Raw genomic sequence first — 12,846 nt, 5'->3', positions numbered from 1 at the left:
TGAGAGAAAAGGTGTTAGTGGAAAGTTCGCGATAAAGAATGCCACCAATGAGATAGCCTGAGATGACGAAAAAAATGTCCACTCCGAGGAAACCACCAGGTAACCACGAGGAGTTGAGGTGGAAGAGAATGACGGCTAATACGGCAATTGCGCGTAGTCCGTCTATGTCGGGACGATAGGTCATAGTTTATTAAGAAAATCGCTTTGTGCAAGATGAGAGAAAAGTCATGATAGCTGGTAGCGACTCTGAATAGATTGAGTTTTCCTTAGAATGTTTGTTGCAGTTACGAAGCTATTAGATGATATCCCCTTTGGATAAACTGGTCTGCTACGTATTGCGCACCAAAAAAGCTGAAGTGGTAATTGTCTCTCATCACAGATTTCCCTTCGACCATAATGTCTTTAGGGACAAGAGGAAGCAAATCAATACATACAACTTTCGGAAACTTCGTTTTAATATGCTGCATTAGGTGTTTGCGAATAGCTATATCTTCGTGATATGCTTTACCTTTGATTTCTTGCTCTGTGAAATGCACTGGGAGCGAAAATCCTTGTAGACGAGCAAATGTTTCAGGCAATCGCGAGGTTTCTAAGTTTGGTGCTGAGAAAACCATTATAGTGTGGTGACCATGTGATGTTAAGTAATCTAGTGTTCGGTCTATTTCGGTCATGAAAGTCGGAGTATCATCCATATATTCAGACCAGTTGCTGGAAAGAATTACGGTCTTGTAATCTCTAAGTTGGGAGATTAGTTGTGAGTTCCTAGAAGAAACCATTTTCTTAATATCCTTATCGGCATGGAACTTAGGGAGAACATAATCTAATAAAAATGGACTCCCATGAATTCCCGAAAATTTTGCAGACCATCCTTCATGTTTAGCCACTTTTTGTACGAAGCCTAGAAGATGAATCGTATATGAATCTCCTGCTATTAATACATTCGCTTTTTTAGAACTATCGCCAATTATCATATTTTGGTATTGTTCAGTAGTATAATTGGGTGCTCCGCATACGGTGTATGGTTCCATCGTATTTTTGTAAGGAACAACAAACCATAATATGATCGTTATAGTGGCTGGGACGAGATAGTATATAGAGAAAGTTTTAGTAAAAGTCCATTGTTTGTGACGAAGAGGATATTCTATAGTATAATATGATACAACCGATAGGAAAAGGATGACGAGCATGCAATAAAATAGCTGCGTGGTGTCTAAAGGGCGTTGTAGTATGTAGCGCGCAAAGGCAAGGACAGGCCAATGCCATAGATAAAGAGAATAGGATAGCTTTCCGATGTAAACAATAATGGGATGAGATAAGAAACGTGAGATGCTACATGCGGAGTTTAAACCACAGTGCATTATTCCTACAGTTGCTAGACATGGAATAATTGCTGAAAAGCCAGGGAACCATGGTAACTTGGTAGGGAACGGGAGTATGAGAGTTCCCAAAAGTAAGCAGACGGAGATGATTGCTAAAAGACTCCTCTTGTTGTAAAAATGATTCGCTGGTTGACTTTTGTTTGTCGTAATATTATTTTCTGATTGAGTATTTATGCTGATACGATTAACCCAAATGCCGTAACAAGCTCCAATCAAGAGTTCTCCAAACCTCAAATGAGGTAGGTAGTAGGCTACCATAACTGAACCTCTGAAGTGAATAGGAAGGAAAGCTAAAGAAAAACTACTGATGATAAAGATGAATAGGATAGAAAGAAGAATTAGAATAGAATTCTGATAGTTTATTTTTTTTATTATTCTCTATAATGCCCATAGTATAAGAGGGTAAATCAGATAGAATTGTTCTTCTACAGCTAAGGACCATAAATGGTTTAGTGGTTGCATTTCCGCATAGGCTGTGAAATAGCCAGCATTTAGAGCGCAGAAGAGGTTTCCGGCAAAAAAGACACTAGCAAGTGCAGTTCTCTTTAAGGCTATAGATTCATTACTACCTGGAATTATTAAGAACATTCCAACGAGAACACTAATAATAACCACCGCGAAGAAGGCGGGCAGGATGCGGCGCATTCTTCGGAGATAGAATCGTTTGAGAGAAAAGGTGTTAGTGGAAAGCTCGCGATAGAGGATGCCGCCAATGAGGTAGCCAGAAATGACGAAAAAGATGTCCACTCCGAGGAAGCCTCCAGGCAACCACGAGGAGTTTAGATGGAAGAGAATGACGGCTAATACGGCAATTGCGCGCAGTCCGTCTATGTCGGGACGATAGGTCATGAGAGCGTGCTTATTATAGTAGCAAAGTTAAGATTGACGAGTTCATTCTTCAGTAGAAACTATAGTGTAAATTTCTGAGAAAACTCTGAAATTAGGAGTGTATTTGTGAAATTCTTCTTCTGCTTACGTGGTCAGTTTGTAGCCTACAATCAAGAGTGCTACGCCACCGATGAGGCTGACCAAGGTGTAAGCGAGGGTAGTGCCCCATTGCGTTCCGCGTGCGAGAAGGAAGAGGTCGTTGGTGAAGGTGGAAAAGGTAGTAAAACCTCCACAAAGTCCAACGGTGAGAAAGAGTCGTAGGGCAGTGGAGGAGGAATGTTGCAACATCCATCCATTGAAAAGCCCGAGGAGTAGGCAACCGAGGAGGTTGGCTGCCAATGTAGCCCACGGAAAGTGTTGGAAGTTGGGCGCGCCTAACCACAGACTGAGGAGATAACGAAGGCAACCACCCAAGAAGCAACCTAAACCAACAGATAAGAAGTTAGACATTAGAGAATAGACGTTAGATGTTAGAGGCTGCGCAGATGGACTTTAGAGCTTAGGGGGCTGCACGAAATCTTTCTAGTCGACTTCTACTTCGCAGGCCTTGGGCAGTTTTGATGTTAGGGGATAGACGTTAGAGGCTGCGCAGGTAGACTTTGAGATTAGTGTGTTGCGCGGCTTTCCATCGTACGTTGGTTGCCCTAGTGCTATCTGTTAATCATCCCTAGATGTTAAATGTTATCCAGCGTAAATCAAGAAGATGGCAGGAGTCTTACCTAAGTCGGGGAAGCCTGTTTGTTTCCAAGCTTTGAGAGAGCGCGTGCAAATCCATTCTTGATCTGTGGTGATGCCAGCAGCAACGCAAAGGCGGGTCTTGGGAGAACAAGCGGAGAGGATGTCTGCAAAGAGTTTTGCATTGCGATAGGGGGTCTCGATAAACAACTGCGTCTGGTGCTCTTCGCGCGAACGGCTTTCTAGTTGCTTCAAGCGTTTGCTGCGCGCTCCGCCATCAATGGGGAGATATCCATGGAAAGCGAAGCTCTGGCCATTGAAACCCGAAGCCATCACTGCCAAAAGGATGCTGGATGGCCCTACGAGTGGCACGACTTTCAATCCTTCTTGTTGGGCGATGGCCACGAGGTCTGCTCCTGGGTCTGCCACCGCAGGACAACCGGCTTCGCTGATTACGCCTACATCCTCGCCCTTGCGCAGGGGATTGAGGTATTCGCTGAAACGAGCGCGGTCGGCATGCTTTCCCATTTCATAGAAGGTGAGGCTATCGATGTCGATGTTGCGATCGACAGCTTTGAGAAATCGACGTGCTGTGCGGATTTCTTCGACAATGAAATGACGGATGCCACGCACTATCGCTGCATTGTGAGCAGGAAGCACGCGTTCGTGGGGCGTATCGCCCAAGGTGACTGGGATGAGATAGAGACTAGACATGAGCTAGACTTAAATTAGACATTAGAGGGTCACAGACCCCTTTCAGCTCGCCACGACAAGCGTGGCTTGGGCATTAGCTAGACGTTGATTAGACGCTAGATTTTAGACGTTAGAAAGTAGACGTTAGCATGTCGCGGATTCTATATATTAGTTCCTTGCTTACGCTTCATAAAAGCAGAGAAAGTCTTTTGACCTTTGAGGAAAAAGCCGACAATTAAGCTGCGCTGTATGCGCTCTGCGATGGGATGTTCCACTGTGAGGGCGAGATTCTCTTGGCGATCTTTCACAAAATCTTTGCGCCATTGGTGGAAGTCGCGACGCGCTTTGCGCACGGCTTTGGCATTCGCGAGGTCACCTTTGAGCAAGAACTGAACAAAGGCCACAAAATCTAGCAAACAGCGCACACGCATCACGGGCTTCAACTCCGCTTCGGGGAGATTCTTGAAGAGCATCGTGAGATTGTTGCGGAAGTTCAGGTAGGTTTTGCGCGGATGTTCCTGCGGCAGTGTGCCACCGCCCACATGATAAACCACACTCTCTGGGATGCACACGATGCCACGACCACGAGCGCGCAGACGCCAACAGAGGTCAATCTCCTCGTTGTGCGCAAAGAAGCGGCCATCTAGTCCGCCCACATCCCACCAGTCTGCCTGACGAATGAGAAGTGCCGCACCCGTTGCCCAAAAGATAGAGGCGATGTCGTCGTATTGCCCGTGGTCTGTCTCCACCACAGAGAGCAGACGGCCACGGCAGAAAGGATACCCATATCGGTCGATAAAACCTCCCGATGCTCCTGCGTATTCCAGCGTGTCATGCGCCCATTCGGCACGTATCTTGGGTTGCGCTGCTGCTACCTCGGGGTGTTGCTCCATATAGGTGTGCAGCGGACGGAGCCACTGGGCGGTAACGCGCACATCGCTATTGAGTAGTAGGTAGTAGTCGTAGTGATGAGGAGCGATTTCTTCCAAGCGGCGGAAAGCCTCGTTGTAGCCTTCGGCAAAACCGTAGTTGTGGTCTAGCACGAGGGGGCGCACTTCAGGAAACTCTTGTTGCAGGATTTCCAAAGAGTTGTCGGTTGAACCATTGTCCGCCACGATGACTTCCCCCAAGTGGTGGGAATGCTCCACCACCGAAGGGAGAAAGCGGCGTAACATCTCGGCTCCGTTCCAGTTGAGTATGACGACAGCTATCATGAATGCTTGGTTATATTTAATGGCTTTTGCTCTTCTTCATAAAAGAAAAGTCGTTTCAGAACGAAAACAAAGAGCTACCCTCACGCGCAAAATCGGGTGCAGCGCGGAGGGCGATGCGATTATTCCACGGGAGTGGCAATCAATGCTTCCTCATTTTCCGTGAAATTGCCTAGGCGCACGCGTTCGAGTTCGTCGGGAGTGGTTGTTGCGCCCTCAGCCAACTGTACGCGGATGTAATTGTCGGTCCATCCCATGAGGGGTTTTCCTTCGCGCAGGTGTTCCCAAAGCACGGTTCTTTCAGCACCGATGAATTGGCGATAGTGTGCTTTGCGCTTTTCTTCAGAGAGGGCAAGGAGGCGTTTGCTGCGTTCGCGCTTGGTGGGAGCATCCACCACGTGAGGAATGCGCAACGCTGCCGTGCCAGGACGTTCGGAATAACTAAAAACGTGGAGTTGAGAAATGGGAAGTGAAGCGATAAATTCGTAGGCTTCCTCAAAGAATTCGTCTGTTTCGCCACGCGTGCCCACGATTACGTCTACGCCAATGAAGGCATCAGGCATAATGCGACGAATGAGTTCCACTTTAGAGCGAAAAAGTGCCGTGTCGTAATGACGTTTCATCAGTTTCAACACCCCATCGCTTCCGCTTTGTAGGGGAATGTGAAAGTGCGGCATGAAGGCGCGGCTTTTGCTACAGTATTCCACAATTTCATCCGTGAGAAGATTGGGCTCGATGCTCGAGATGCGATAGCGCGCTATGCCTTGCACTTGATCGAGAGCTTGCACCAGTTGAAAGAAGTTCTCGCCCGTGGAGCGGCCAAAGTCACCGATGTTCACGCCGGTGAGCACAATCTCACGTCCGCCAGCAGCCGCAGCTTCTTCCGCTTGTGCCACAACTTCTGCTATGGTGCCATTGCGTGACAAACCGCGGGCTGCGGGAATGGTGCAATAGGTGCAAAAGTAGTTGCAACCATCTTGCACCTTGAGGAAATAGCGTGTGCGCTCACCTCTGGAACAAGAAGGCACGAAAGTCTTGATGTCCTTTAGTGGAGTGGTGTAGAAGATGCCGCCATGCGATTCGGTCTCGGCTTTCACGCCCATGGAGTGAGCTTCGTAGTGCTCCTCGATGAGCTCAATGATGCGCCCCTTTTGTTCTTGTCCCACCACGAGGTCCACACCTTCAATCTTGGCTATGTCTTCGCCCGAAAGTTGCGCGTAGCATCCCATCACGGCAATAAAGGCGTTGGGGTGCTCACGGTGTAGACTGCGGATGGCGTGTCGGCACTTGGCATCGGCTTCTCCCGTGACACTACACGTATTGACGATGCAGATGTCGGCAGTTTCCTTCTCTTCGGCAGGCAAACATCCGCGCGCGGTCAAGCGGTCGCGCAGCGTAGACGTTTCGGCATAGTTGAGTTTACAACCCAGCGTCACGAAAGTTGCCTTTTTGTTGGAGATGATGGAGGAAGAATGCGCAGTAGAAGCCGCATGTTGCTCCTGTGTTGTTGGGGCTTCTGCGGCTTTAGTATTGTTCTTGTTATGAGTAGTCAAGTCGTTTGTATTCATATTCAACTGCAAAATTACGGCTATCTGGTGGGAATGCCAAATTTTGAGCGTGTTTCGTGCGATTTCTTTGCTGCTGCAAGTCAGCTTTCTAGAGCATTTCCTTCAATAATTCCACCACTTCTACGTCAGCGGGCAACCATTGCACTTCTTCCAATTCCGAGCGGCTCAACCATCGAGCGGCATTGTGCTCCAAAAGTGACAGAGTTCCTGCCACCACTCGACACAGATAGCAGTGCATCGTGAGGTGAAAATTCTGATAATCATGCGACACTGTGCACAACCGTTCCCCTACATCCACGTGGGTAGCTAGTTCTTCCAGAATTTCTCTGCGCAAAGCTGCTTCGGGACTTTCTCCAGTTTCTAATTTTCCACCAGGAAATTCCCACCATCCTTGCCATTCTCCATATCCTCGTTGTGTAGCAAATACCCGTTGTTGATCGATAATCACGGCTGCTACAACTTCGATGCTCTTTCGTTCTTCTGACATTGTTAGTTGTGTGTTAAATAGTTTCTAAATTTCTGCTGCTTACTCTCTATCAGATAGCCTTCGATTGCTCTTATCTCTCTTGCGAATAAAGCGTTTGTGATCCTAGAATAAAGTATCAGTCCTCACTGCAAAAGTACCTATTTCAAAGGACTTTGAAGAAATATAGCGCAGAGAATGATGTTTCAGTGCCCAATACTCATACTTGTAGGACTAAAATAGTATATTTGCATTTCATTTAATGCGTTTATGATTTGACAATAACGCAACAGGGACGAATTTTTCTTGACACATTGAGCAGAGGAGTGGGAGAATAACGTACTCTTCATGAGAATTCCGACCCTTTCCGATTGAGATTTAATATTAGAAGTCTAACTATGATACCTAAATATAACGAAATAGAAATACCGGTACTAAAAGAATTGCAAAACGGGAAAGTAATGCGTGCTAAAGACTTGCGAGAACCTTTGGCAAAGTACTTTCAGTTGACCGAGGAAGAGCTCCTAGCTAGGCATCCTTCTGGAAATATAGAAATATTCTTAGACCGTATTTTGTGGGCTTTATCCTATCTCTTTATTGCAGGGCTTGTAGAAAAGCCTCAAAGAGGGGATTACAAAATCAGTGAGAAAGGGTTGTCTATGCTTTCTTCATGTACTGATGAGGAAATTATAGAGTTTGTCAAAGGAAAAGTCAGCGCAAGAAGATCGCAGAAGGCTACATCTCACAAGCAAACCAACAGTTCATCAGAAATGAAGGAAGAAGATGAACAAACCCCAGAAGAGGGCTTGTTAGATTCCTATGATAGAATAAAGAAGAATATACAATCTCAGATTCTAACGACAATATTGAGTAAAAAGCCACAAGAGTTTGAGCGATTAGTGGTTCAATTGCTTCAAACATTGGGATATGGTGGTGAGGTCAAGAACTCTGGTATCGTTACGAAACTATCAAATGATGGTGGTATTGATGGGGTTATCAAAGAAGATATATTTGGCTTCAATCATATTTCCATACAAGCTAAGCGATATGCTTTAGACAATAAGGTTGGTCGTAATGAAGTTCAAAGTTTTGTGGGGGCTGTTGCAGGGACACCCTCTAAGAAAGGAGTGTTCATTACTACCTCGGACTTCAGTAAAGGAGCAATAGACTTTGTGGAAAGTCTGAATGGAACACCTACCATTATTTTGATAAATGGTCAGCAGTTGACAGAATATATTTATGATTATGGTTTTGGCTTGCAAACCGAAAAGGTGCTTAAAGTCATGAAAATGGACATGGACTTCTGGGATGCAATGGATAATGAATGATTTCTCGAGTAACCTAAAGCTTAGTTTAGACAAAAATAAAGGCGTTCAATACGAACGCCTTTATTGATTTTACGAATTGCTGAGGGTGATTTTCTGCAATTGAGGGGTATCTGCCTCAACAAATCATTTGCCGATGCAATATATTTACCTATCTATCAATTAGGCGATTAGCCTTTTAATCGGTACAAATACCCCTTAAATAAATAGGAAAACAGCTTTATCTCATTGTTTTATAGGAATTTACATATTTGTACCGCATAGCTTAGTTCTCAGTCTTTCAATCTTCTTTTGGGTGTTTTACTCTATAAATCAATAGATTAAAACACCTCCTATTTGTACTTAGCACGCTTGCTCACTGCAAAAGTACCCATTTCGGAGCATATTAAGGAAATGTGGTGCAGGAAAAACACTTGAGATACTTATTTTTCTTCCAACAATCATTATAGTGAGATTAAAATCGTATATTTGCATATTATATGATATGTTGAAGATATGGCAAAGAATACAATGGGGACTAAGTTGCCCCGAAAATTAGAGCAGAAGATGCAGATTGTAGGAGAGCAAATCAAGTTAGCCCGACTGCGTCGTAATCTTAGTTTGGCACAGATTGCTGAGCGTGCTACTTGTTCCCCTTTGACTGTCTCTCGTGTGGAGAAGGGAGTCCCTACTGTGTCAATCGGAATTTACTTGCGAGTACTCTATGCCCTTCAACTTGAGGACGACATTCTCCACCTTGCTAAAGACGATGAACTGGGACGGCGCCTCCAAGACCTTTCTCTCATCAATCGCCGCCGTGCCTCCAAGAAAGAATAAACTATGCAGAAACTACTTGTATATGCTGATTTTTATTGGCTGAAAGAACCGACACTTGTTGGGGAATTGAGCTACGAGTCTCTGCGGGGGACAGACAGCTATGGCTTCTGCCTCAATGAAGAATGGCTACGAACACAGGGAGGATTATTCCTAAGTGCAGATCTTAACAATTACTCGGGCGTACAATATACAACAGGAGGTGGTGATATTTTTGGATGCTTTTCGGATGCATTGCCCGATAGATGGGGGCGAACACTACTTAATCGCAGAGAGCAGATTTTAGCACAAGAGGAGAAACGCCCTCTTCGTCGTCTTACCTCCTTTGATTACCTCTTGGGGATTGATGATTATTCCCGAATGGGAGGTTTCCGTTTTAAAGAAAGTGCAGATGCTGACTTTATCAATTGCACCCCCACTTTAAGGATTCCCCCTCTAACTGAGATTCGTGCACTGCAAGAAGCCAGTAAGGAATTAGAATATAGTGAGGACAGAAACGAACTTCCTGGCAAAAAATGGATAGCACAATTGGTTCAGCCTGGTTCTTCTCTTGGAGGGGCACGTCCCAAAGCCAGTGTTTCCGATGTTAATGGTGCGCTATGGATTGCTAAATTCCCCTCTCGTAACGATGACTACGATGCGGAATTGTGGGAACATCTTTGTCATTTGCTTGCGAAAAGGGCTGGGATTACTGTAGCTGAAACAAGGGTATTACAAACATCAGAGACCCATCACACCCTAATCTCCAAGCGTTTTGATAGAACAGAGCAAGGGAAACGTATCCACTTTGCCTCGGCTATGACGCTTCTTGGATTGCATGATGGAGATAATGCCATGAATGGTTACGGTTACTTAGATATTGTGGATTTTATCATTCGCCACTGTACAGATGTGGAGAGTAACCTAAGGGAACTATATCGTCGTGTTGTTTTCAATATCTGCATTGGCAATAGTGATGATCACTTCCGAAATCACGGATTCTTACTTACACCCAAAGGCTGGACACTATCTCCTGCTTACGACATAAACCCAACATTAAGTAAACATCAGAGTTTACTGGTTACTTCTACGTCCAACGAGGCAGACCTCTCACTTCTCAGAGATGCTTCAGAGGAATATATGCTGAGCAAGGAGATTGCCGATACCATTATTGGGGAAGTGTGTAATGCCCTGAAAGATTGGCTATCCTTGGCTACTCGACAGGGAATTACCAAGAGAGAAATAGCCCTCTTTGCTGATCGCTGGGAATTTTCGGCAAGTCATTAGAACAAAATGAATAACCCCGAGGGGTTGTATAATAGATTTCCATTCCTTACATTTGCTACTGATGGGGTATAAGTTGTTTTATATGCTAACGAAGATAATTATAGTACAGTAGATAAAGGAAATCCACCTATTATAATTTCATGGATATAAATATAGAAAGACATAGAGTACAATACTATTCCCAACATGATTTGAGCATAGGTTGGAGTTTACAGCAAATAGAGGACCTATTGATGAATTTTGATACCTCAAAATTCGTCAAGGATATCAATGATGTTCTGGAACTCTATCACATCAAAAAACATATAGATCGTGACAACCATCTATCAACTTGGAAAGAGGATTATATTGATAGTCTGAAATCAAGGGTCAAGAGTTTCTCAGGGATTATTGTGAAATATCTACGAGCTATACCCAAAGATACACTATATGATTATTACCAGTCGATAGACTGGAGCTATAAAGAATCATTCTGGGAGGTGGTCGCCAATTATAATCTTTTAGGTTTGCTTGATGAGTCTTTTTTGGACAAGGTCCTTACTGAAGATGGAAATTTGCGTCTGATTCTGCAACAGGAACGGATCGTAAATAAGTTCGCGAAATATCTCAAGAGCAAGATGATGAGTAATAGTCTATCTGCTCATATCCTCTTGGACCAATATGCACGCAGTAGCTTAAATGATAATAATAGGACGTACTTCTTCCCGTCATCATTGACATCTGCAGACAAGGAGCAGATTATTGTAGATTTCTTGAACCAGAGCGAGCCAAACCTCAACTACGTGAGGCTGGTGATGCAAGTAAAGGACAATGCTAATCAGATGATTCTTACTCCAAAGACAAGACTTCTTGCACAAGATGTGGAAAAGCAATTGAATGAAAAGTTCTTTGAAAAGGCAAATGTGATTCATTTTGATTATGGTGTAGAGTATGATAAAAGTGATAATATTCCACCAACCAGAATAGAGCAACGAGAAGATGGGTTTATACAAGTTCATAGTTTGAAATACATAGAGAGCTTGAATGAAGTGGAGATGATTCACGTTTTTGGATATCTTTTTAATCTGATAGGTGAGGATTGTCTGATAGATCTTGTCAATAAAGATTCTGAAACAAGTAGTTTGGAATGGGCTTTTATGGGCCATGGAAAAGATGCCTATTTCATGAATCAAAGTTGTCAGATTAGGAATAATCTTGCACTAGCCAATATAAACCTCTATTCGATAATGCTTCCCACAATAGGAAAAAGATTGGAATCCTTGGTGAAAAACTTCTATGAGAAACATTTTAAGGAAGACTATGGCTATCCAACTTTACAATTAACATTGCCAGCAGAAGATGTCGATTGGGTGGCTAAATGTCGAACTATAATGCCCGAGTTGGATTCGGTTTCAAAGCAATACAATTTGTTTGTAGAAGAGGGAGATATAGAGCCTAGACTATTTTCATTTGAGAAACCGTTGCTGATAACAGAGACTAAAAGCCTTTTCTGCAATAAGTATTATGTGATTAAGGGACATTCTAAGGAAATTTTAGAACCGATGAGGCTTTTGTTCCAAACAGCAAAAATCCTTCATGTTGTTGAAGAGGTTGATACTACAAGGATTCATAACTTCTATGATTTTATCACAAGTTGTGAAGTCCCTTATTCTGTTTATAAGGATTACCGTAAGAATATGATAGATAAATTGATTACCGGAGGATACATCAAGATCGATGAGCAAGGGATACTAAGACCAGACAACAAATCTGCAATTGAAATACTAGGTTGTCTTTGGCGCAATCGTATAGTGTCGTATTGGCATCATGACAAGTCTGTTCGTGAAATGCTAGACAAATGGAAAGACGAAGATTTGTTAGAGATTGACGATCATCTATTTTGTGAATCTGAGCGTAATCTGTTTTCTTACTATCTCAATAATGAGAAATACACCAATGGCCCTGCTATCCGGAACCAATATGCACATGGAGCAATACCTGTGGGTGACAATGTACAAATCCATACCAAGAACTATTACATCTTTCTTATGCTACTGATTCTGTTTCTGCTCAAAATTGAAGATGAGCTCAGAATTGGATCCAAAATTGTTGAGAATATGGAGGCATAATCTAACGATTTCTCATTAAAAATGTATCTCCGAAAAGGGGGATAATGACTTTTATTCCCTATATTTGCTACTGATAAGGTAAAATGACTTTGAAGAGAAGTGGCTGTGTACAATGATATGCCTTGAATATGTACCCAGAGAAGGCATTTCGTATACACGTTTGTAGAGCTTGTACAAAGTAATTGATGTAACATGGTAGCAAAGACAACCACAGGGCAATTCGTGAAAGAGGTGCGCAAGAAATATAAGCTGATACAAGTAGACCTCTCTGAGAAAGCAGGAGTGGGACTGCGCTTCGTTCGTGAATCGGAGCATGGCAAGCCCCCGCTTCTCCTTGATAAAGTCAACAATGTATTCGAATTCTTTGGCTCAGAGTGTGGCCCCGTACGGGTCAAAAGAGACAGAAATCAAGTATAAAGCAAGCTGTTGTTTGTGAGAAGCAACCAATTGAATTCCG

12 protein-coding genes and 1 pseudogene are annotated in these 12,846 nt (G+C 43.7%); 5 read left to right on the top strand and 8 right to left on the bottom strand.

Going from position 1 to position 12,846, the window contains the following annotated elements; all coding sequences use genetic code 11:
- The 8 genes and pseudogenes from HMPREF9999_RS10600 to HMPREF9999_RS05175 form a co-directional block, all read right to left on the bottom strand.
- Positions 1 to 184, bottom strand: a 184-nt coding sequence (locus HMPREF9999_RS10600) for an acyltransferase family protein (RefSeq protein ID WP_009437406.1), incomplete at its 3' end; no start/stop codon positions are given.
- 100 nt (positions 185 to 284) lie between these two features.
- On the bottom strand, positions 285 to 1,028 hold the full coding sequence (locus tag HMPREF9999_RS10730) for an SGNH hydrolase domain-containing protein (protein ID WP_232301281.1): 744 nt from the start codon (positions 1,026 to 1,028) through the stop codon (positions 285 to 287).
- A 141-nt stretch (positions 1,029 to 1,169) separates the two neighbouring features.
- A pseudogene (locus tag HMPREF9999_RS10725) lies at positions 1,170 to 2,228 on the bottom strand (acyltransferase family protein); the annotation flags it as partial.
- Between the two features lie 123 nt (positions 2,229 to 2,351).
- On the bottom strand, positions 2,352 to 2,717 hold the full coding sequence (crcB, locus tag HMPREF9999_RS05195) for a fluoride efflux transporter CrcB (RefSeq protein ID WP_009437402.1): 366 nt from the start codon (positions 2,715 to 2,717) through the stop codon (positions 2,352 to 2,354).
- 231 nt (positions 2,718 to 2,948) lie between these two features.
- Complete coding sequence (locus HMPREF9999_RS05190; protein WP_044063141.1) at positions 2,949 to 3,656, bottom strand: SAM-dependent methyltransferase; 708 nt, start codon at positions 3,654 to 3,656, stop codon at positions 2,949 to 2,951.
- 140 nt (positions 3,657 to 3,796) lie between these two features.
- Complete coding sequence (locus HMPREF9999_RS05185) at positions 3,797 to 4,849, bottom strand: glycosyltransferase family 2 protein (protein WP_009437399.1); 1,053 nt, start codon at positions 4,847 to 4,849, stop codon at positions 3,797 to 3,799.
- 119 nt (positions 4,850 to 4,968) lie between these two features.
- Positions 4,969 to 6,414, bottom strand: coding sequence for a tRNA (N(6)-L-threonylcarbamoyladenosine(37)-C(2))-methylthiotransferase MtaB (gene mtaB, locus HMPREF9999_RS05180; RefSeq protein WP_009437398.1), 1,446 nt, complete (start codon positions 6,412 to 6,414; stop codon positions 4,969 to 4,971).
- A gap of 88 nt (positions 6,415 to 6,502) precedes the next feature.
- Positions 6,503 to 6,901 carry a (deoxy)nucleoside triphosphate pyrophosphohydrolase gene (locus HMPREF9999_RS05175; protein WP_009437397.1) on the bottom strand — a complete coding sequence of 133 codons (399 nt, stop codon included), beginning with the start codon at positions 6,899 to 6,901 and terminating at the stop codon, positions 6,503 to 6,505.
- 374 nt (positions 6,902 to 7,275) lie between these two features.
- On the opposite strand from HMPREF9999_RS05175, the gene HMPREF9999_RS05170 reads away from it, so the two are divergent.
- The 5 genes from HMPREF9999_RS05170 (at position 7,276) to HMPREF9999_RS05150 (ending at position 12,806) form a co-directional block, all read left to right on the top strand.
- Entirely contained in the window at positions 7,276 to 8,205 is a 930-nt protein-coding gene (locus HMPREF9999_RS05170; RefSeq protein ID WP_009437396.1) for a restriction endonuclease, read from the top strand.
- A 492-nt stretch (positions 8,206 to 8,697) separates the two neighbouring features.
- Entirely contained in the window at positions 8,698 to 9,018 is a 321-nt protein-coding gene (locus HMPREF9999_RS05165) for a helix-turn-helix domain-containing protein (protein WP_009437395.1), read from the top strand.
- A gap of 3 nt (positions 9,019 to 9,021) precedes the next feature.
- The gene (locus tag HMPREF9999_RS05160) at positions 9,022 to 10,281 is read left to right on the top strand and encodes a type II toxin-antitoxin system HipA family toxin (RefSeq protein WP_009437394.1); all 1,260 of its coding nucleotides are present in this window, start codon (positions 9,022 to 9,024) and stop codon (positions 10,279 to 10,281) included.
- 140 nt (positions 10,282 to 10,421) lie between these two features.
- Positions 10,422 to 12,389 (top strand): hypothetical protein, encoded by a 1,968-nt coding sequence (locus HMPREF9999_RS05155; protein WP_009437393.1) that lies wholly within the window; start codon positions 10,422 to 10,424, stop codon positions 12,387 to 12,389.
- A gap of 192 nt (positions 12,390 to 12,581) precedes the next feature.
- Positions 12,582 to 12,806, top strand: a complete 225-nt coding sequence (locus tag HMPREF9999_RS05150; RefSeq protein ID WP_009437392.1) for a helix-turn-helix transcriptional regulator — start codon at positions 12,582 to 12,584, stop codon at positions 12,804 to 12,806.
- The last annotated feature ends 40 nt before the right edge of the window (positions 12,807 to 12,846 follow it).

The sequence above is a fragment of the Alloprevotella sp. oral taxon 473 str. F0040 genome (assembly GCF_000318095.2).
In the GTDB taxonomy this organism is placed as follows: Bacteria; Bacteroidota; Bacteroidia; order Bacteroidales; family Bacteroidaceae; genus Alloprevotella.
This window is presented reverse-complemented; position numbering and strand designations above follow the sequence as displayed.